We start from the raw sequence: 21,031 nt of genomic DNA on the forward strand, positions 1-21,031 counted from the left end.
CGACAATGACAGTCCGCGACAGCACGACTCCAGCAGAAGACGAGCAGGACACTGCTCCTGTGAAGGGTGGCGGTGTACTGATCGCGGTCCTGCTCGTCGCCACCTTCGTCGTCATTCTCAACGAGACGATACTGAGTGTTGCGCTGCCCCGGCTCATGGTCGATTTGGACGTATCCGCCTCATCTGCGCAATGGTTGACCAGCGGTTTCCTCCTGACGATGGCCATCGTCATTCCTGTCAGCGGATACATCCTGCAGAGCTTCGACATCAGACCGGTCTTCATCGCCGCGATGACGCTCTTCTCGCTTGGAACATTGCTCTCCGCGTCTGCGCCCGGATTCGAGATCCTCTTGTGCGGTCGCGTCGTACAGGCCATGGGCACTGGTTTGATGTTCCCACTTCTGATCACCACAATCCTCAACATCGTCCCCCCGCAGTCGCGAGGCCGAATGATGGGATTGCTCTCGATCGTCGTCTCCGTCGCCCCGGCGCTGGGGCCTACCATCTCCGGATTGATCCTTCAGTCGCTGGATTGGCGTGCGATGTTTTGGATCGTCCTGCCGGTAGCGGTGTCCGCATTGGCGCTGGGGGCAATTTTCGTTCGCAATGTCACAACCCCTCGCCTCACTCATCTGGACGTCCTGTCGGTGGCACTGTCCGCGTTGGCATTCGGGGGCGTGGTCTACGGACTCACGCTCATCGGCGAAGCCGCTGCCGGCCACACTCCGATTCCGCCTTGGATACCCTTGGCAGTCGGACCGATCGCGCTGGTCGTCTTCGTCGCACGCCAGCGTGTACTCGCCAGAACGGAGCGGGCGCTGCTCGATCTGCGGCCCTTCACCCAGATGCCGTTCACTCTCTCGGTCGCCCTGCTGTGCGTTATCATGCTGACGTTGTTCGGATCGCTTGTTCTGCTTCCGCTGTACATGCAGAACGTTCTATCGAAAGGCACTCTGACCACCGGTCTCGCACTTCTTCCGGGTGGATTGACCATGGGGTTGTTCGCACCCGTCGTCGGCAATTTGTTCGATCGATTCGGGCCACGTCCACTGGTTCTTCCCGGCACCATCGCACTCAGCACTGGCATGTGGACCTTGTCGACCCTCGGAGTGGACTCGACCCTGATCCATGTGATTATCGGACATGTAATTCTCAGCGTCGGAATAGCATTCGCTTTGACTCCGCTGATGACTACCGCGCTGGGCTCCCTGCCGCGATCCCTGTACTCCCATGGGAGCGCAATCGTCAGTACCGTCCAGCAAGTGGCAGGAGCGGCGGGAACAGCACTGTTCATCACCTTCTTGACCCGCGGGATCCAATCGACCATCGCGCGAGGCGAGAACGAACAGGTTGCCGACGCAAATGGTGTCCACGCCGCACTCCTTGCTGGCGGAATCATTTCCCTTCTCGCGGTCGTCGGCGCGCTGGGGCTGTTCGTCATTCGCTTGCCCAGAACGGCTACCGTTGTCGCACACTGACACACACCTGAGCTGATCGAATCACGCAGTTGGGAGCCGATGGACGATGCAGACGACAGTCACGATCGTCGACCTGGCGGAGCCATCCCGACATCCGGCCCCGCTCGCGCTCTCGGGCTGCATCGTCGCGGTAGATTCCGCGCCGGAGTGGCAGCTGTCTCCGACTGCCGAGACACTCGCCTATCTGGCCTCGACGTGCTTGACGACGACAACGCCTCGCGACCGCAGATTCGTTCAGGTTGCGTCCCTACCGCATGCTCTCGATTCCATAGCGAACAGGATCGAATCTTCGCCGATGGCCAGCGTGATCTGTGACGACGTTTTGCGTGCCAACGATGGCGTCTTCGATACCCTCGGTGCCATCGTGACCGAATCGCTGGCATATTCCACGCTGCAATCCGGTCCCGAATTCGCACGATGGCTCGGATTGCAGGGTCCGCGAACTCTCGCCGATCCACCGAATCCCGTGTTGGTGGAACGGTCAGGTGGAACCCTGAACATCACACTCAATCAGCCTCGACGACACAACGCGTTCAGCAATACTGTGCGGGCGGGCCTCGTCGACGCTCTCACCGTGGCAGAACTCGATGCGACCATCACACGAATCGAACTGCGCGGCAACGGCAGATCGTTCTGCAGTGGCGGAGACCTCACCGAATTCGGAACGCTGGTCAATCCAGTCGCAGCGCATTTCGCTCGCACTAGATACAGCCCTGCGCTGATGCTCGACTCGGCTCGAGCGCGATTGTCGACCGATGTCGTCGCCTACGTACATGGTTCCACTGTCGGAAGCGGACTCGAGATGGCGTCGTTCTGCGGACGTGTCGTTGCAGATCCATCGACCATGTTCGGCCTCCCCGAATTGAACCTCGGGCTCATACCCGGAGCCGGCGGAACCGTCAGCGTTCCTCGACGGATTGGTCGTTGGCGCACCGCATTCCTCGTCCTCAGCGGGTGCACGATAGACGCTGAGACCGCTCTGAGCTGGGGCCTTGTCGACGCCATTACGTCCCGATTAGTCAAGTAGATAGCAATGTCAACAACTTGAATTACTTTTCACTTGTGTGAACCATCACTCGCAGTTAGGCTGAACTCACCCGCTAGAAGCCATTCGACGCCCCTCTTCGTGGGCGGTACGGAGCACCGTATGAAACTCGCACTCCATCTCAACGACTATTCACATCTGGGCACACCCGACCGAATGGGACCCGCAGTGGCGCGGATCGCGCGCACCGCAGAGGACGTCGGCTTCGCCCGCCTCAGTACCACCGACCACTTGTGGCAGATCAGCCTTATCGGCGAAGAGAACGAACCTATGCTCGAGGCTTACACTGTCCTCGCATTCATTGCCGGGCACACTTCGACCATAGAACTCCAGACCCTCGTCACGGCGAGTACGTACCGTGCGCCTGGCCTGCTCGCCAAGATCGTGACCACGCTGGATGTGCTGTCGGGCGGACGAGCCTGGCTCGGCATCGGCACCGGCTGGAACGAGCAGGAGGCCACCGGACTCGGCCTTCCGTTTGACGACCACGACGGCAGATTCCGTCGACTGGAAGAGACGTTGAAGATCGTCCTGCAGATGTGGAGCGACAGCGAAGACCAATATGTGACCGAGAACTACGTTCTCGGTCAAACGATGAACGTCCCTGCCCCCGTATCGAGCCCGCGTCCGCGAATCCTCCTCGGCGGAGGCGGCGAACTACGCACCCTCAGACTTGTTGCGCAGTACGCCGATGCGATGAACGTCTGGGGCGGAGAAGAAGCTGGCCAGAAGATCTCCCGACTCGAAGAGCGCTGCGCGGAGGTCGGTCGAAACCCCGACGACATCGAAAAGACCGCACTGGTGAATTTCGACATCGAGGGCGAAGGCGGAATCGACGCGATACTCAGGGACCTCCAGCGCTTGCACGAACTGGGATTCACAACAGTCTACGGGGCGGTCCCCGACCTCGGGTCCGAAGCCCCGCTTGAGATTCTCGGCTCGAAGGTCATCCCGGAGATCACGTCGTGGTGACCATCAAATTCCGAACCCACTGATCGGCAACAGATTTCACGTGAATTACCGAAAGGAACAGCAATGAAGGTCGAAGACATGATCATGCTGAGCATCGACGACCACGTCGTCGAACCGCCCGACATGTTCAAGAACCATGTGCCCGCCAAATGGAAGGACAAGGCACCCAAGAGCATCGTCGACGAGAACGGCTACGAGCGTTGGTGGTTCCAAGGCAACTCGATGGGCACGATCGGCCTCAACGCCGTCGTCGGATGGCCCAACGAGGAGTGGGGCCTGAACCCCTCCACTTTCGCCGAAATGCGTCCGGGTGCGTACGACATCCATGAGCGCATTCGCGACATGAATCGAAATGGCATCGTCGCGTCGATGTGCTTCCCTTCCTTCGCCGGATTCAGCGCCCGGTACTTCCAGGAAGCGAAGGACAAGGACATGGCGCTGATCATGCTCAAGGCCTACAACGACTGGCATATCGACGAATGGTGCACCGCCTACCCAGGTCGCATGATTCCGTGCGCCATTCTGCCCGTGTGGGATCCGATCGCGCTCGTCGAAGAAGTCAAACGCGTTGCGGCCAAGGGCGTCAAAGCCGTTACGATGCCCGAGCTCCCCCATCTTCAAGGACTCCCCAGTTACCACGACCTCGAGTACTGGGGTCCGTTCATGCAGACTATTTCCGACCTCCGCGTCGTGATGTGCCTGCACATCGGCCAGGGATTCGGCGCCATCAACGGAGCGCCCGACGCACCCCTCGACAACATGATAATCCTGGCAACTCAGGTCTCCACCTTCGCAGCACAGGACCTCCTGTGGGGCGGTGCAATGCACAAGTACCCGGACCTCAAGATCGCCTGGTCCGAGGCCGGAATCGGTTGGATTCCATTCTACCTCGACCGTTGCGACCGTCACTACACGAACCAGCGCTGGCTCGGGCACGATTTCGGCGGCAAGCTGCCGAGCGAAATCTTCAAAGACCACTCCCTTGCCTGCTACGTCACCGATCCCACCGCACTCAAGGTCCGACACGACATCGGTCTCGATCACATAGCATGGGAGTGCGACTACCCGCACTCCGACGCAATCTGGCCTAACGCACCGGAATTCGTGCACGCCGAGATGGAAGGCGTCGGCATACCCGACGACGAGATGAACAAGATTCTGTACGGAAACTCGTGCCGATTCTTCGACATCGATCCCTTCAAGCACATCTCCAGGGCAGATGCCACCGTTGGTGCTCTCCGCGCGTCGTCTCCTGACGTCAGCACCGAGATCCGTTCCAAGCACGAGTGGCGCAAGCTTTACGACCTGACTCACGCATCGAAGTAACAAACCCAAATTCGGCCCTCGCTGCTTTCGGCGGGGGCCGAACTCATTTGTCGAGACCCCCGCATATCTCGAAAATTCAAGCGCGGGACTGCCGTAAGCGAAACCGGTTCGGCTATGGGGTCGACAACGGGCTCCCGCATCGGGGGAGCTCGAACAGCACACCGAGGGATTTCCCTTTCGAACGCTGAGATCGTCGAACCGTTCGATGCTGCCTCCGAGCACCGCTTGGACCCTCTTTCGTGCAGTCTTCTCACCGCCGTCGGCTCGGCCCGACGAACATTCGATTTCTAGGACTCCGCCTCCAACAACCGTACGGTGGTGTACGTTTAACTCAGTCGGGCGAGGGTCGCGGCAGAGCAACCGCAAGATCCTCGGTCTCGGCCACCCGAACACACTTGCAATCAACACTTTTCACGTATCGAAGGGATGGAACTTCAATGGAGGGACTCGAAGGAAAGGTTGTCGTCTTCGCAGGAGCAGGCGGCCTTGCGACGGCGACGGCGAAGTTCCTGGGGGCTGGCGGCGCGAAGGTAGTCGTGAGCGATGTCGTGGCGGAGTCGTCGGAGCGAACAGCCGACGCGGCACGATCTGCGGGCGGGGCAGGCATCTCCACCGTTGCCGACATCTCCGACGTAGACCAGGTCAAGAGCCTGATCGATCTCGCAATCGCGGAGTACGGCCGAATCGACGGCCTGTTCAACGTGGCGGCCAACATCCACCCCGAGGAAGTCGCCAAAGACACCCACGTCGTCGACATCGACCTCGCTGCCTGGCAACGCACTATCGATGTCAACCTCACCGGGTACCTGTTAACCCTCAAGTACGCTCTGCCGCAAATGATTTCAGGGGGTGGAGGTTCGGTCGTGAACACGATCTCCGACGCCGTCTACGCCGGAATGGACGACAAGGTCGCCTACCAGGCCACCAAGGCGGGAATCACAGCATTGACCAGGCACGTTGCACGCAAGTACGGCAAAGCCGGAGTACGCGCCAACAGTGTGTCTCCCGGCCTCGTCCTTACCGAGCAGACGCTACTCAACCTTCCCGAGGACTTCCGCAACTCGTTCATCGCGAGTACGCCTGCACCTCGACTCGGCGTGCCTGACGACATCGGTTCGACGGTTGCATTCCTGATGTCCGACCTCTCCGAATGGACCACCGGACAGGTGTTCTGCGTTGACGGCGGCCAGACCATGCGTCCCTAGCCGGACAGGACTCGACCGTGGCCAGGATGCATCGAGACATGCCCTGGCCACGGTCGTCACCATCGGTGAGACTATCGCGGTTCATCCATCCCGAGTGAAGGAGCGCTGTGTCGAATCGCGGACTTGGGCGCGTCGGCACCCGCAGACCCGACCAATCCCCCCTCGATACCACTGATGTCTTTGTCGACCGAGGCCAGTTCTGCTTCGAGCAACTCCAACTGAGCGGCGTCGAGAACATCGGTTGGAGCGAACGACTCGGCTCGCGGACGAAGTACCGTCGACAGCACAATCAGGCCGACGATCGCGAGCGCGAGGCATGCTACGAAGATTGCGGTGATTGCACCGTTGCTGTAGACCGGAACTCCGCCTGGCCCGGCAAATGCAGAGCGGCCCAGCACAACGAACGCAAGCACCGGCGTCACCGCGCCGACCCCCGACAACACCACTTGGACGCCCGACGAGAACGATGCCTGTTCATGAACTGGCGCGGCCGAGATGACCAGATTGGGGATCGAAGCCGCGACGAACCCAGCGCCGAACCCGATGAGCACAAATCCAACGATCATGTCCACAACATTGTCGTGACGCATTGCGACGTACGCGGTTCCCAAGGCGAGAAACAGTACACCCGCTCGTCCGATATTCCACGGACCGACTCTCCGAACGAACAATCCGGTGATGATTCCCGCGAGAACTGCGCTGACAGACGAAGGGGTTGTGATCTGCGCCAGCGCAGTGGCAGATAGCCCGAGTCCGTAGCCACCACCCATGACCGCCGGGGTCAGACCAATGATCGAAGCAAGCGTGATCGTTACCGGCTGAATGCCGTATCCGACCGCAGCGACGGCAGAGGCGATCAGAATCCCCCTGCGCCGGAACATACGAACGTCGAGGATAGGTTCCGGGCGTTTCAGTGCGGACAAGACGAAACCGACACCGAGCGACAGACCTCCGATGATCAGTCCGAGGGTTCTCGGGTCGGACCAACCCCAGGTGTTACCCAAGCTGATGCCAGTGAGCGTTCCTCCGATCGCAGCAGCGATCAGAAACGCGCCGAGTACGTCGATGCGGGACTTGGTTCGAACCTCGGTTTCCTTGGTCGTAATGCTGATGAAGAGCGCCATGGATCCAACCCAAACGGCACTCAGCACGAACACCGACCTGAAACCCCAATTGTCGATGCATTGACCGACGATAGTGGGCAGCAACGCTGCCAAGGCGCCGGCGCCGGTGACCGTGATACTCGCCGCGAACGGCACGATCTTCGCCGGATAGACGTCTCGTATCAAGGAGTAACTCAAGAACATCGAAGCAATGAGGAACCCTTCGAATGTTCGTCCTACGAGCAGCATCCCGAACGACTGCGCACTGGCCGAGATCAAAGACCCGCAGAAGGACAGGAACAGAACCGTGAGCAACATACGACGCTTGCCGTATCGATCGGCAAGTTTTCCAAAGATTGGCGCTGCGATCGTGCCAGTCAGCGCGTAAGCGGTGAGGATCCAACCGGCTTGGGTGGTCTGGAATTCCGCGCTGATGTACGGAAGTGCGGTGGTGGCCGTGGTGTAGGCAAGCGTGACGGCCTCGATGAGGAACACGATGCTGAGCAGCGAGAAGACAATCCTCGGTGTCCAGCCTGCGCCTCGGAAATTGCCTGCTACGGCACCACCGAGACCGGAAGAAGGTGATGGCAAGATAGCCCTCCAATATTTGCGGGCGGTGGCTGCCGCCCAGGGACAGTCCCTTCCGTTGCGGAAGTGACGTGAACGCTGTAGACCCTGCGGGTCTTGCGGTCGTCGCACATCGATCCGACGCCGTGATCGAACTTGCTCCTTACCTCCGCGAAGCGGATTGCACGCTGCTCACGTCCGAGTGCGTAGCGTGCTTCACAGAACTGAACGTTTATTCACAGCAAAGATAGACCGTTCAATTCGGGAGCGGATCGCTTTGACGAAGTTTCAGTATCAAACATCGAAAATCCAAAACTATCCGTACGCTTACGTACGTTTGATGTCCGATAAAGGAGAAGCCGATGAGTCCGACAGAACTATCACCTGGGCCACTTCGAGTACCTGGCCGCGTCATTCCCGTACCGACTTGGCTGAGTCCGGAAGCCCAAGCCCAGATGGGGACACCCCCCCATCTCAAATCCGCCGTGGCCCAGCCTCGACGACGTGGACGGCTGGCGTTCGTACATCGCCGCACAGGACGAAGCAGGAGAGGCTGCTCTCGGCACCTTCGCCGCATCGGTCGATGCAGACGTCGAGGAGATCGAAGTCGACGGTGTCACCGTCTATGTGTCGACTCCGCGAGACTTGCCTGCTGACGATCAAGCCGTGTATCTGGATATACATGGTGGAGCGCTGCTCTGGGGCGGTGGGCCGAGCTGCCGGTACATGAGCGCGATCACCGCGGGGATGACGCAATCCCGAGTGTGGTCGCCGGACTACAGGCTGCCACCCGATCACCCATTTCCCGCTGGGATAGATGACTGCCTCACCGTGTACCGGGCCCTACTCCGCCAGCGACAGCCAGAAAACATCGTCGTCGGCGGTGCATCGGCCGGCGGAAATTTGGCAGCGTCGGCGTTGCTCCGAGCCCGCGACGAGGGCACCGTCTTACCTGCCGGGATCGTATTGCTCACACCCGAGATCGATCTGACTGAATCGGGTGACAGCTTCAATACCATGCTGGGAATCGACACCGGACTCACAGACCGGCTGATGCCCGCCAACCTCGTCTACGCAGGCGGACACGACCTGAGTCACCCATACCTCTCACCACTGTTCGGCGACTTCGCCGCAGGATTCCCACCCGCCTTCCTTCAGAGTGGGACGCGAGACCTGTTTCTATCGAACACCGTTCGCATGCACGAGGCGCTACGAAACGAGGACGTTCCAGCGGACCTGTTCATACAGGATGCAGCAACCCACATCGGCTTCGCATTCGGCCCGGAAGCGAACAACCGAAACAGGCTCCTTCGAAAATTCCTCGATGATCATTGGATCCGGTCGGTTGATTGAACCGCACATTCTGATGTAGACAGGTCGCCGGAGTCGAACTCCGGCGGCCTATCGCATAGAGATTCAGTGCGCCAGGATTCGCGCGGGGTTGTCGATCACCAAACGATTGAAGTCAACGTCGTCGAAACCGAGTTCTCGCAGGAGCGGAGGTACGAACTGCGCGAACCGTGTGTATCCGTACCCTCCGAAGGAACGCCCATGCGGCTTGGTCGTCGTGTCGTGGCCCAGAGCGATCTGACCACCGTATCCTTTGCGTAGCAAGTCCACCAAGCCTTTTACTCGGTCGTAGTCGTCCGGAAGCACAGCAACAGTCGAGGACCAAGAGTCGAATCCTATGTTGATGCCGCGGTCGAGAATTTTCGTGGCCAGTTCGGTACTGACAGTTCTACCGACCGATATGTCGCCCAGGTATTTCGTCATCGCATCCCACGGCCGCAGAAAGGAATCCATGTGCATCATCACCAGTCGATCAGGGCGAATGCCGGAGGACAGGGCTACGTCCACACCCGCGAGGACCTGGTCGTTCGACATCGGAAATGCGGTGTGCACGTGAACGCTGAGTCCAGTCTCCGCTGAAACCCGCCCGATCGCACGCAGTGTCGTCGTTTCAGCACCGTTCAGCGGCGCTGACGCATCCGTCGCCGAAAGCGCACATTTCAAGAATCCCGGACGAATTCCAGTGGCATCGATCCCCTCCACAACCTCGCGGGTGAACAGCTCTACCTGCTGGCCTTCACTGAGTTCGCGATACCCTTCTGGACGCGCGTCGAAGACATAGAGTCCTGTCGCGCAGATGACATTGACGCCGGATGCCAGGGATGCCGACAAGAGCTCGCGCACGTCGCCCCGCAGTCCAATCGGGGACGCATCGCACACAGATCGACCACCGACTTGCGCAAAGTAGCGCAGTTCGTCGGTCGTGAAATCGACGTCGCCCGACGTCGTACTCTCCCGAGACAATGCCGACGCACCGTCGCGCAGGAAGGCAAGGTTCGCACTCTCGAGCCTCAACATCTCGACAGGAATGTTCGGCGCTCCGTAGCGCTCGGCCAACGCCAGCATCAGAGACAGATCGGCGTTCAGATGCTCGTGCATGCTCGTATAACCAAGTTCGGTCGACTCGATGTCGCCTCTCACAGTGGTGATTACACCCATGATCTACCTTTCGATGGTTCGATTCACTAACCGTACATTCATGTACGGTTAGTGAGCGTGATTTTCGGTCGACGGATCCTCCGCCCGCCGATCGTTCCCTCCGGTTGACCACAGAGACGGAAGCGAAGTAACGATGACAGCAGATATGACCACTCGGCTACCCGAGAGTCCACAAATCCTCGTGGTCGGAGCAGGCGTTCTCGGCAGCCTGTACGCCGCCCGTCTAGCGCTCGCCGGGTACGACGTCACCGTGTCCGAACTCTCTGAGGTCCGCCGTCAACAGATCGCGACCAGCGGACTCGTCGTCGAAGAGATCGGCTCGAACAAGACAGACACCGTCCATGTCCCAGTTATCGCTGGAGTGTCCGCCGACGCCGACTTCGATCTCGTCATCGCGATAATTCGAAAGACACATCTCGACGGCGTCATCGAATCCCTCGCCCCGACAAAAATCGGCACCGTTTTGTTCATGATGAGCAACGCAGAGGGCCCATCCCTGTTCGCAGAGACTTTCGGGCCCCGGGCCGTCCTCGGGTTTCCGGGTGCAGGGGGCTCCAAAGAGGGTCAGTTGGTTCGCTACAGCATCCCTCCCAAGTTCATGCAGCAAACCATGCTGGGTGAACTGGATGACAGCAAGACCGATCGAATTCGCAGCATCGCAGAGATTTTCAGGGCCGCAGGCTTCTCGGTCTCCATCCCGGACAGTCTCGACTCATGGATGAAGTCGCACGAGGCGTTCGTCTCGACGACGGGAAACGCAACCTACGCGGCAGGCGGCGACGGCGGCAAGCTCGGTCGCGACCGTGAGCTACTCGATCTCAATATCGACGCGATGCGTGAAATTTTCGAAGCCATGAACAAGCGCGGGATTCCGCTCACACCCAGCTACTTCAAGCTTTGGCAGCGGCTTCCAAAGTTCATTATCCGAGCTACCTTCGGCAGATTCTTGGCAAGCTCGTCGTGGCAGCTAGGAACCGAACAGCTTCTCAGCATGCGAGACGAAGTCGAGATGATCACGGGCGAGCTCCAGCGCTTCGCCGCCGCGGCAGGCGTTCAGACACCTGCGTTGAACAAACTGGTCGAAAGACGTACCACCGCTTGACCTATGCAGGCATCGACCGGCTGTCGGTCCAACCAGATTGACGGGCCGCGTCGGCTCAGTGCCATATTTTGCCTCTCAGCCTGAAAGGGAACCCACAATGACACGCAGAATTATCCACGATTCACTCAACACACCAGCTCGTGCGATTCCGGTACCAACCTCGGTCAGTGCCGAAGCACAGGAATTCCTAGCCCAGGGCCTGATGAGTGCTCCGCCCTACCCTCCGCTAGGAGATGTCAACGCTTGGAAGCAACGAATCGCAGAGACCGAGCAAGCAATGCGTCCGATGTACCTACATCGAGCTGCCAACGTAGGGGCGGACGTCGAGGAGACAATGGCAGAGGGCGTGCCCGTCTTCGTGGTCACACCGCCGAACACGTCAATCGACGACGACCGCGTCTTTCTCGATATCCATGGCGGCGCTCTGATCCAAGGCGGCGGCGAAACCTGCCGGCTGAACGGTATCGCCACTGCCGGTCAGGTGGGTGCACGAACGTGGGCTGTCGACTACCGCATGCCACCGGACCACCCTTACCCCGCGCCTCTCGACGACTGCGTCGCAGCGTACCGCGCTGTTCTACGAGAACACCACCCGAGTCGGGTAATCATCGGGGGCGGTTCCGCGGGTGCCAATCTTGCCGCCGCTCTGATCCTGCGGGCGCGAGATGAAGGGTTGCCCCTTCCTGCTGCGGCGGTGCTACTCACCCCAGAACTCGACCTCACCGAATCGGGCGACACCTTTCAGACAAACGCTGCCGTCGACATCGTCGGCAATCAGAGTCTGATGCCGGTCAATCGCTTGTATGCCGGAGGTCATGACCTTGCCCACCCGTATCTCTCACCGTTGTTCGCGGACTTGAAAGAAGGTTTTCCTCCCACTCTTCTCACAGCAGGAACTCGCGATGTCTTCTTGTCCAATGCAGTTCGAATGCACCGAGCCCTGCGCGCCGCTGAAGTACCCACCGAATTGCACGTGTTCGAGGCCGCCCCGCACGGGGGATTCTTCGGCACTGCGCCCGAGGACGCATTGGTCGACCGAGAGGTAAGGCAGTTCGTAGATAAGCATTGGGTCTGATCGAGCGCCATTCTGAATGTCCGATGTCATTCGATGGCACTCGGATCAGAGTAGGGATCCTACGGTCCCCCGGTGTGTTTTCTTCGTATCCTCGAACGGTGATCGAAGAATTCGTACCCACGGCCGTTTCAGCTTCCCGCAGCCGAGAGTCGTGGTCGGCAAACCCGAGCACCTGTGGCTATGCCGCCGAAGTCGACAGCGAGTGGACGGCATGGACACAGCTGCATGGGTCTGATCTAACCTTTGAAGCCGTAGATTCTGGAAGCCGGTGGCCTGGCAATGCGAATTCGGATTCGAGCACTTGATGTGACAGTGCGCGAATCCGAATTCTGCGAAGAACATTGTTTGGCGGGCGAACGCAGTCGACCGCGTGTGCCGGAATCGGTGGACCACGACCGAGTATCAGGGAGCACTTTTCTCCCGCAAGGCACACCGAATCTCGAAACAACTTCAACCCGTCATCAGCTCAACGGACTATCGAGCGATCTCGCGGTTCTTGGTTTCCTTCATCGCGAGGGTGCACGCGACGCTGATGACGCCGATAGCTGCCAGCATGACACCGATCGCGATGCTTCCGAACGAAGCGGCAAGCGGAGTCGCGATCAGGGGCGGGATCGCACCGCCGAGAACGCCTGCAAGGTTGTACCCCAATCCTGCACCGGTGTACCGATACCGCGTGTCGAACATTTCGGGCAGCAACGCGCCGATGGGTCCGTACGCGATTCCGAAGATCACCAGCGTCACGCTCACTCCGACCGCGAAGGCGACCGGGCTTCCCGTGTCGAGTATCGGGAAGAGCATCAGCGACCAGATAACCGCGAGCACGCTCGATGCAAGGATCACCTTGCGCCGACCGAACCTGTCGGAATAAAGCGCAGAAACGATGATCGCGGCTCCGAAAGCGACAGCGGCGATGATCCCGACAGTCAAGACGAACGGGCGAGTGAAGCCCAGGGTCTTACTTGCGTAACTGGTGAGAAACGCCGTTCCCATGTAGAAGAAGGCGAACACGATGGCAAGTGCACCGGCCGCGAGCATGATCTCTTTCTTCTGGTAACGCCATGCATCCAGGAATGGCATCGGACGAGATTCAGCAGGTGTGTCGGATCGGTCGCGACGAGCTTGTTCTGCCTGGAATACCGGCGTCTCTTCGATCGCCAGGCGCATGAAGAGGCCAATGCCGACGAGAACGATCGAGAGCAGGAACGGGATTCGCCATCCCCAGCTCAAGAAGGCTTCGTTGGTGTCACCGAGTACGGCACCGGTGATCAAGAACGTTCCGCTCGACAAGATGAAGGCAAGGGATGGGCCGAGTTGCGGGAACATCGCGTAGAACCCGCGCTGACCCGGCGGCGCGTACTCGGCTGTCAACAAGTTCGCACCTGCCCATTCTCCGCCGACTGCGAAGCCTTGCGCAAAGCGCAGAATCACCAACAGAATTGGTGCCAGGATACCGATTGTCACTGCGCCGGGAAGCAATCCGATCAACAAAGTCGAGATCCCCATCAGCAACAAAGTGGAGATCAAGGTCTTCTTACGGCCGATCTTGTCGCCGTAATGACCGAACAGAATCGCTCCTGCCGGCCGTGCGACGAATGCGACTGCGAACGTGGCAAACGACGCTACGGTTCCCGCTACCGATCCGAGGGCGGGAAAGAACACGGTGGGAAATACCAATGCTGCGGCAGTTCCGTAGATGAAGAAGTCGTACCATTCGATCGTGGTGCCGATGCAGCTGGCGAGCGCGACGCGTCGGACACTCGTCGTGCTCGGCGTTCTATCCGCCGTCGGCTGTTCGGTCGGTCGCACGCGATCGCCGGATGATGTGGTCATGGGGTTCCTTGTCGAATTCGTAGTGGACCGGCAAGCGGGCTCTCACCGCCGGCGATTCGCAGCGACAACGGCCACGGCGCAAGCGAGGCTGTTGTGACGTCCATGCGCATGTGACGTGCACGGACAGAGCAGTTGGATCTGTGACTCCGATCACGAACTGAATCGACGGTACTACATCAGGTACTTTTGCGATAGCTAAAGTACCCACAATTCCCGGCATCCGCGACCCCTCCGCTGAATCCAACTACTCGTCCACAGCTTCGGTTATCCACACGACAACGCCGAATTGCCCGGCAGCACATGGCTGCCGGGCATGCCTTCGTAGAATCCCATGCGGTTATCGAATGGAGGATCCGACCCCGAGCCCCCCATCGACATCGAGCACTACGCCGCTTACATATCCGGCTCCGGGCGAACATAGGTAGGCCGCAGCCTCCGCGATGTCCTCAGGACGTCCTGTCCTACGTTGCGGCACTTTGGATACAAGCTTGTCTCGCGCAGCAGCGTTCATCGAGGCCAACATCGGGGTTTCGATCAGACCCGGTGCGATCGCGTTGGCGGTGATTCCTTGTCGAGCAGTCTCCAACGCGATCGTGCGTGTGAGACCGACGATGCCTGCCTTCGCCGCCACATAGTTGGCCTGTCCGAAATTCCCGCGCCAACTCATGGACGAGAAAGACACGATTCGACCGTACTTTCGGCCACGCATGTGGGGCAGAACTGCACGGGCGCAGTAGAAGGAGCCAGTCATCGATGCGTCGACCACGGAATGCCAGTCTGCGTCGCCGATGTCCTCGATCCTGTTGTCGCGAATGATTCCTGCGTTGTTGACGAGCACATCGATTCGGCCGTGTGCAGTAGCTATTTCGTCCACCCATCCAGCCACACTCGCGGAATCGGTCACATCGACTTCATGAGCGGAGGAGGGGCGACCGAACTCCTCCTGTAACGATGCGGCCAAGAGAACTGCGGCGTCGACGTTCACGTCTCCGATGGCGACGACCGCGCCTTCCGCAGCGAAGCGGCGTGCCATGGCAGCGCCAAGACCTTGCGCACCTCCGGTGACGAGGACGACCTGTTCGTCGAAACGGTTCACTGCACTCCTCTGGTTGCTGGGGTTGAACTGGAAGACATAGGTTTTCGGTCAAGAAAGGCCGTCAGTCGTGCTGGAACGTCGTTCGATCGCCAATGGTCGTCGAAACAGTCGAGTTCTCTGTCCAGGCCACGCTCGGAGTCCATCGAAGTAAGGTCGAACAGCAATGACTTGAATGCCGATTGAGCAGGCCCCGCGCTCTCCGCTAGTTCGAGAGCGACGGCATGTGCGGTCTCCGACAGGTGTTTCTCGTCGACGACCGCATGAATCCAACCTGCATCGGCGAGCCGACGAGCCGGGACCAGTGTTCCCGTCAGCGACAGCCACCGCGCCATGGATTCTCCGACCTTTCGTTGCAGTCGCACACTGGATCCGCCTGCCGGAAGAAGATTGTTCTTGATATGTCCGTCACCGATGAGAGTCGCTTCGGCGGCCACCACGATGTCGCAACCCAGCGCCAACTCCAACCCGCCCGCAACGGCATGCCCGTGCAGAGCCGCAACGATCGGCAGTTGGCTTGTTTCCAGTCGAGTGACGAGCGCTGAGACCTGCCTCAGGAATCCGATAGGCGTGCCATACGCAGCGTGCAAGCCGAGAAAGTACTGCAGATCGGCCCCCGCGCAGAAGCTCGCTCCGTTTCCGGTCAGGATCAGACTCGCGGTGCCCGGGTCTTGTTCGGCATCCGACAGCGCCGAATCCAGCGCTTCGACAAGATGATTGTCGAGGGCGTTGCGCCGACGCGGTCGATTGAGGGTGAGTGTACGAACCAACCCCGATTGGGTGACGACGACCGACTCAGCGGCACCTCTCGACTCGCTTGTGCCGCTCAACGCGCACCGACGTTCGCCTCGCGACGACTACGGCGTAGCTCTGCCCGCTGAATCTTTCCGCTCGGAGTTTTGGGAAGTAGGTCAGCGAAGTGAATCTGCCTCGGGTATGCGTGCGCGGCGTAGTTGGTTTTCACCCACGCCTGCAACTCGGCAACGAGCTCATCGGAGCCTACGGCCTCAGAGGAAAGCACGACAAATGCTTCCACGACTTCGCCTCGAACCTCGTCCGGCGCAGCGATAACCGCACATTCGACGACCGCTGGATGAAGCAGAAGTGCAGATTCGACATCGAACGGACCGATGCGGTATCCCGCCATGATAATGACATCGTCATCGCGCGAAGAGAACCGAATTGTGCCGTCGTTGTCTATCGACGCAGAGTCGCCGGTGACGAAGTACTTTCCCTCGGCACGAAACCGATCGGTAGTTCCTGCAGACGCTCCGGCATATCCAGTGAACGTCATGAACTCGCTGTCGTCGACGACGACAGCCAGGCGTCCCATCTTCCCCGGCTCCGCGCGGATATCGTCCAGTTCGTCCAAGACGGTCATCTCCCACCCGGGAAGGGCAGGCCCCATCGAACCGACTGCGAGCTCGCGGATCAGCTGAGGATGATGCGCGTATCCGATCGGCATCCCCAATTCGGTTTGACCGTAGTGGTCGTGCACCTGCAATCCCAGTGCCGCCGAGGCCCACTCGTTCACCTCAGGCGTCAACGGTTCACCAGCACTGGACAGCCGCTTCAGGGCGAGGTTCTCGGGTATCGCCACATCCGCAACCCGCAGACCTCGGTACACCGTCGGAGCTGCGGCGAAGTCAGTGACCTTCGAATCGGACAGTACTGCCCAAGTCGCCTCGGCAGAGAAGCCTCCGCGAAGCAGAATGGTCGGGATTCCTGCGGCGAGAGGTGCGACCACCGCTGTGTACAGACCGTAGGCCCAACCCGGGTCGGCACCTGACCAGAACACGCTCCCGCTCTGGACGCCGAGAGCGAATTCCAGGTAGCCGAGCCACCCGGCTATGTAACCGACCGGGTGTATCACCCCTTTAGGAGTACCTGTCGTGCCCGAGGTGAACATGTGCACCAAAGGCCCATTGCCGCCGACTGCGATACTGGGGCCTGAATGTGGGGCCACCGCCCAGAGTGCATCATCGAGACTATCCCTGCCGGATCCACCGGCGACGATCGTTCGCCAGGGACCAGCCGGAACCTTGGACACTTGATCTTCGTCGGCGACGACGATCGCGGCCGACGCTTCCATCAGCCGCGACTCGACCGCGCCCCGGGCAAAGGCAGTGAACAGCGGCACGTAGACCGCTCCGACACGCCAGGTTCCGAGAATGACGCTTACCAGATCGGCGCTCTTACCCATCACAGTAGCGACGCGGTCGCCGCGTCCTATTCCGTTCTCGGTCAACAGCCCAGCAAACAGCCTCGAACGGTCTGCTAGGTCGCCGTACGAGTAGGCGACCGCCGTTCGGCCTGCGTCGACAACCGTCAGCGCTTTCTGTTCACGGGGGTGACGGTCACACAAGAGCCAGGCCACATCGGCGCTGGGCGCCGCGTAGTCCTGCAGAATTGCACGGACTCGGGACTCGACGTCGGTCATGTCGCTCCAATCGGGTACTTCTCGATTATATATAGTACCCACCAACGTACCCTCCAGAACGCGCCGAGGGAAGCGAACAGGCAAAGTCCTCGAACCCACTCGAAGAGGGTGTGGAACACTCGGACAATGCCGAAAGCGTCAGCCTTACGGGCCTCCTCGTCGGTCAACACGCCACGTCGACGCCGGGTGGACACGGCCCGACGCGAGGACATCCTTCAGCGAGTCGAAGAAATCTTCCTCGACCAGGGCTTCACCTCCGTCTCAGTCGGCGAGCTCACCGAACGGCTGCACTGCTCACGCGCCACGCTGTACAGCGTCGCACCAACGAAGGAACAGCTCGTCGTCCTCGCAACGAAGCAGTTCTTCGGCGCATCAGCCGAACGAATCGAAGCCACCGTCGCGGCCGAGAAAGATCCACGCGCCCGCATCACCACGTACCTGAACGGTGTCGCGCGCGCGATGCGCCGAAATTCACAGGCGTTCTATGACGACATGGTGGCGTTCCCGCCGACCGCTGAGATTTATAGCCGCAACACTGCGCGTGCCACGGAGCGTGTACGCGAATTGATCGACGACGGAATCGAATCCGGAGTCTTTCGCGCCAACGACGGCGCCTTCGCATCGCAACTGGTCGCGCTCGCGATCGAGGGCGTGCAATCCGGGGTGTTGCTCGAACGCACTGGGCTGTCGGCTGCTGACGCATTCAACGAACTCGGTAACCTACTTCTGAACGGATTGATGCACGAACCTCCGAAGTAGCCCGGCCGTTCAGTACAGTCCGTGTTCCAGTTGAAGTTCCATGGTGAGCGTCAGCACCGTTGCGCCGTACTGGTTACTCAGCGTACCTGCGATCGTCACGACATCCACCGAGCGTGAGACCGACTCGACGCCCGAAATCACGAACCATCCCGATAGTGTGTCTGCAGGGTGCACCGGTCCCTCGAATCTGAGATCTTTGATTCCGCGCCCAGCGATGATCCGCCAGGATCGCCAGTGTCCAATTACCGCGAGGCGCTGAAAGACCCCAAGAGTCTGGACGCCGCTGGCGATGATCCCACCGAATCGCCCGTGCGCTGCGGCACTTGCATCAGTGTGCAGCCCCAGCGGATCCCACTGGAACGCGAACTCGATGATCTCCGACTCACGTACCTCGTACGTGGAAAGTTCGAACCGATCACCCACGCCGAGATCGCATCCGTGCACCCAGGTATCGGTCAAGATTCGCAGCCCCGAATACGCAACCACCCCTGCAAGTTCGACATCAAAGAGACCCTTCGACGTACACATTCTCTATTTTGAAGTGATTCTATACAACGAACAGTGCCGGCGTCAGCCGCCAGCGGTTGACTCGGCGGCCCCGGCGGGCGCAAGCTCGCCTGTAGCCAGGTGCGACGAAAGAAATTTGTTGCTCTTCGACGGGAGCGAAGCGCAGCTCAATCCGGTGGACGCCCGACTGGTGGCCCATGCCGCCGCAGGCGCAGTCCCAACGACGCTGCGCTGCACGAAAGCAAGCACCTCGACTCAGGAGAATGCCCGGATCTCAATGCGGGAAGCAACAGATGCGGTCGTCTCCCGCACGGTGAGAAAAATCGCGGGTGCTCGGTGTAGATTCGGCGGCGTGAACAGCGTCCAGAGTCCCGCAGAATCGGCATTCGAGCCGATCTTGTGGATTCTGACGCATTGCGGCACCAACGGCTACCGCTCCACATGGGGTGCGATTCTGGCCGGGTGCCCACCGCAGCACGGCTGAGTTCCTTCGCGTTCAAACACCCGGATCCGGCCGACGTTTCAGACTCGAATTTCGCTGCAGTCGAAGCGTCTGCTGGCATCTTCTTGGAAGGTTCAGACTCGCATGCCCACTCAGGGTTCCATCCTGCATTCACCCCTCACTCGACTGACCTCCATGCTGCACAACGAAAAGACCGGCGGCGCACTACTTCTCGTTGCGACCGTCGCCGCGCTCGTGTGGGCAAACAGCCCCGCGGGCGAAACCTACACAGTACTGCGAGAGACCGCGGTGGGTCCTGACGCGTTGCAGTTGCACCTCACATTGGGACAGTGGGCTGCAGATGGGTTGTTGGCAATTTTCTTCTTCGTCGTCGGCCTCGAACTCAAACAGGAGTTCGTTGTCGGTTCGCTGAAACGGCCGCGCGTGGCAGCGATTCCCGTGATCGCGGCCGTGGGTGGAGTGCTCGTGCCCGCAGGCATCTATCTCGCTGTCAATGTCGCCGCCGCCGACGGGGCGGTCGAGGGGTGGGCAGTTCCTGCGGCTACCGACATTGCTTTTGCGGTAACGATTTTGGCGGTGGTCGGGTCACACCTGCCGTCTCCGCTCAGGGTGTTCTTGCTGACACTCGCTGTTGTCGACGACCTGCTGGCGATCACAATCATCGCCATCGGATACACCGACGATGTCTCTGCGACAGCGCTCGCGCTCTCTGCAGTCCCGCTGGCGGCGTTCGGTGCACTGACTCGACGTGGAGTCACCCGATGGTGGGTACTGGTTCCATTGGCGTTGACGACCTGGACGTTGATGCATGCCTCCGGTATCCATGCAACGGTTGCCGGTGTTCTGCTTGCGCTGACAGTTCCAGTACGACCGGCCCGCCGTTCGACTGTGCCGTCACGGATTTCGACAACAGAAAGAGGACTCAGCGGACTGTTCGCCGAGCGACTGCAACCCTGGTCGTCGTGTGTGGCGGTGCCCGTATTCGCATTCTTCGCCGCCGGTGTAGCAGTGGGCGGCATCGACGGGTTGCGCCAGTCCTTCGTCGATCCGGTGACCATCGGCATCGTCCTGGCGTTGGTGGTGGGCAAACCGGTGGGCATTCTGTCGGCGACCTTCGGGATGTCACGGCTACCAGGGATGAGACTGGATGCGGCGCTGCGGTGGCGTGATCTGACCGGTGTGGCGATCTTGGCCGGCATCGGATTCACCGTGTCGTTGCTGATCGGTGAACTCGCCTTCGGCGTTGGCAGTGCCCGCGAAGAACACGTCAAGGTCGGCGTCCTTTCGGCTTCTCTGCTCGCCGCCGTCATTGCTTCGAGCTATCTCGCTGTCCGCAACAGGTCCTACGAGTCGGCGACGACGCAACGGAACCAGGGAAAAAGCGGCGCCACCGTGACGCTAGACTGAGCCTCGGCGATGGATCCCGCCTGAACCCATTCGTGTGGTTCGAACCGCCGCATGGCTGATGGTTCCTGCTAGTCGATGTGATGTCGGCGGGCAGGGGCATGCCCGGCCGGCGGGAGGTGTAGATGCGAGTGCCGCCACTCGATAGTTC

General features: G+C 60.1%; 18 protein-coding genes and 1 riboswitch. Of the genes, 11 read left to right on the plus strand and 7 right to left on the minus strand.

Features of this window, described 5'->3' with window-relative positions:
• Positions 1-5: 5 nt before the first annotated feature.
• The 5 genes from CHB96_RS22495 (at position 6) to CHB96_RS22515 (ending at position 6,026) form a co-directional block, all read left to right on the plus strand.
• Entirely contained in the window at positions 6-1,478 is a 1,473-nt protein-coding gene (locus tag CHB96_RS22495) for an MDR family MFS transporter (protein WP_089250456.1), read from the plus strand.
• 46 nt (positions 1,479-1,524) lie between these two features.
• The gene (locus CHB96_RS22500; protein WP_089250458.1) at positions 1,525-2,505 is read left to right on the plus strand and encodes an enoyl-CoA hydratase/isomerase family protein; all 981 of its coding nucleotides are present in this window, start codon (positions 1,525-1,527) and stop codon (positions 2,503-2,505) included.
• Positions 2,506-2,625: 120 nt separating this feature from the next.
• Entirely contained in the window at positions 2,626-3,495 is an 870-nt protein-coding gene (locus CHB96_RS22505) for a TIGR03560 family F420-dependent LLM class oxidoreductase (protein WP_089250460.1), read from the plus strand.
• Between the two features lie 63 nt (positions 3,496-3,558).
• A complete protein-coding gene (locus tag CHB96_RS22510) occupies positions 3,559-4,821 on the plus strand; it encodes an amidohydrolase family protein (RefSeq protein WP_089250462.1) in 1,263 nt (420 codons plus the stop codon).
• A gap of 437 nt (positions 4,822-5,258) precedes the next feature.
• The gene (locus CHB96_RS22515) at positions 5,259-6,026 is read left to right on the plus strand and encodes an SDR family NAD(P)-dependent oxidoreductase (protein ID WP_089250464.1); all 768 of its coding nucleotides are present in this window, start codon (positions 5,259-5,261) and stop codon (positions 6,024-6,026) included.
• A gap of 71 nt (positions 6,027-6,097) precedes the next feature.
• Here the strand turns inward: CHB96_RS22515 and CHB96_RS22520 are convergent, their stop codons facing one another.
• Positions 6,098-7,720, minus strand: coding sequence for an MFS transporter (locus CHB96_RS22520; protein WP_245866043.1), 1,623 nt, complete (start codon positions 7,718-7,720; stop codon positions 6,098-6,100).
• A gap of 480 nt (positions 7,721-8,200) precedes the next feature.
• On the opposite strand from CHB96_RS22520, the gene CHB96_RS22525 reads away from it, so the two are divergent.
• Positions 8,201-9,049 carry an alpha/beta hydrolase gene (locus CHB96_RS22525; protein ID WP_217899977.1) on the plus strand — a complete coding sequence of 283 codons (849 nt, stop codon included), beginning with the start codon at positions 8,201-8,203 and terminating at the stop codon, positions 9,047-9,049.
• 63 nt (positions 9,050-9,112) lie between these two features.
• Here the strand turns inward: CHB96_RS22525 and CHB96_RS22530 are convergent, their stop codons facing one another.
• Complete coding sequence (locus CHB96_RS22530; RefSeq protein WP_089250466.1) at positions 9,113-10,204, minus strand: phosphotriesterase family protein; 1,092 nt, start codon at positions 10,202-10,204, stop codon at positions 9,113-9,115.
• Between the two features lie 133 nt (positions 10,205-10,337).
• On the opposite strand from CHB96_RS22530, the gene CHB96_RS22535 reads away from it, so the two are divergent.
• Together CHB96_RS22535 and CHB96_RS22540 are read left to right on the plus strand one after the other, a co-directional pair.
• Positions 10,338-11,306: a ketopantoate reductase family protein gene (locus tag CHB96_RS22535; RefSeq protein ID WP_089250468.1), complete on the plus strand. Its 969-nt coding sequence runs from the start codon at positions 10,338-10,340 to the stop codon at positions 11,304-11,306.
• A gap of 334 nt (positions 11,307-11,640) precedes the next feature.
• Positions 11,641-12,381: an alpha/beta hydrolase gene (locus CHB96_RS22540; RefSeq protein ID WP_245866045.1), complete on the plus strand. Its 741-nt coding sequence runs from the start codon at positions 11,641-11,643 to the stop codon at positions 12,379-12,381.
• A 474-nt stretch (positions 12,382-12,855) separates the two neighbouring features.
• Here CHB96_RS22540 and CHB96_RS22545 read toward each other — a convergent pair whose 3' ends face one another.
• The 4 genes from CHB96_RS22545 to CHB96_RS22560 all read right to left on the minus strand — a co-directional run bounded on the left by CHB96_RS22545 (position 12,856) and on the right by CHB96_RS22560 (position 17,747).
• Positions 12,856-14,214: an MFS transporter gene (locus tag CHB96_RS22545; RefSeq protein WP_089250472.1), complete on the minus strand. Its 1,359-nt coding sequence runs from the start codon at positions 14,212-14,214 to the stop codon at positions 12,856-12,858.
• 337 nt (positions 14,215-14,551) lie between these two features.
• Positions 14,552-15,310, minus strand: a complete 759-nt coding sequence (locus tag CHB96_RS22550; protein ID WP_089250474.1) for an SDR family oxidoreductase — start codon at positions 15,308-15,310, stop codon at positions 14,552-14,554.
• On the minus strand, positions 15,307-16,077 hold the full coding sequence (locus CHB96_RS22555; protein ID WP_245866047.1) for an enoyl-CoA hydratase/isomerase family protein: 771 nt from the start codon (positions 16,075-16,077) through the stop codon (positions 15,307-15,309). Before CHB96_RS22555 ends, CHB96_RS22550 begins: the two co-directional genes overlap by 4 nt.
• A 56-nt stretch (positions 16,078-16,133) precedes the next feature.
• Positions 16,134-17,747 carry an AMP-binding protein gene (locus CHB96_RS22560; protein ID WP_089250478.1) on the minus strand — a complete coding sequence of 538 codons (1,614 nt, stop codon included), beginning with the start codon at positions 17,745-17,747 and terminating at the stop codon, positions 16,134-16,136.
• Positions 17,748-17,873: 126 nt separating this feature from the next.
• On the opposite strand from CHB96_RS22560, the gene CHB96_RS22565 reads away from it, so the two are divergent.
• Positions 17,874-18,506 carry a TetR/AcrR family transcriptional regulator gene (locus CHB96_RS22565; protein ID WP_089250480.1) on the plus strand — a complete coding sequence of 211 codons (633 nt, stop codon included), beginning with the start codon at positions 17,874-17,876 and terminating at the stop codon, positions 18,504-18,506.
• A gap of 9 nt (positions 18,507-18,515) precedes the next feature.
• On the opposite strand, the gene CHB96_RS22570 is transcribed toward CHB96_RS22565, so the two are convergent.
• Positions 18,516-18,965: a MaoC/PaaZ C-terminal domain-containing protein gene (locus CHB96_RS22570; RefSeq protein WP_176444443.1), complete on the minus strand. Its 450-nt coding sequence runs from the start codon at positions 18,963-18,965 to the stop codon at positions 18,516-18,518.
• 400 nt (positions 18,966-19,365) lie between these two features.
• On the opposite strand from CHB96_RS22570, the gene CHB96_RS30315 reads away from it, so the two are divergent.
• Together CHB96_RS30315 and nhaA are read left to right on the plus strand one after the other, a co-directional pair.
• The gene (locus tag CHB96_RS30315) at positions 19,366-19,497 is read left to right on the plus strand and encodes a hypothetical protein (RefSeq protein ID WP_281254447.1); all 132 of its coding nucleotides are present in this window, start codon (positions 19,366-19,368) and stop codon (positions 19,495-19,497) included.
• A 153-nt stretch (positions 19,498-19,650) separates the two neighbouring features.
• Complete coding sequence (nhaA, locus tag CHB96_RS22575) at positions 19,651-20,883, plus strand: Na+/H+ antiporter NhaA (protein WP_245866049.1); 1,233 nt, start codon at positions 19,651-19,653, stop codon at positions 20,881-20,883.
• Positions 20,880-20,958, plus strand: a riboswitch (Fluoride riboswitch). It overlaps the preceding gene by 4 nt.
• The last annotated feature ends 73 nt before the right edge of the window (positions 20,959-21,031 follow it).

This window comes from Rhodococcoides kyotonense (assembly GCF_900188125.1).
GTDB classification, from domain to species: domain Bacteria; phylum Actinomycetota; class Actinomycetes; order Mycobacteriales; family Mycobacteriaceae; genus Rhodococcoides; species Rhodococcoides kyotonense.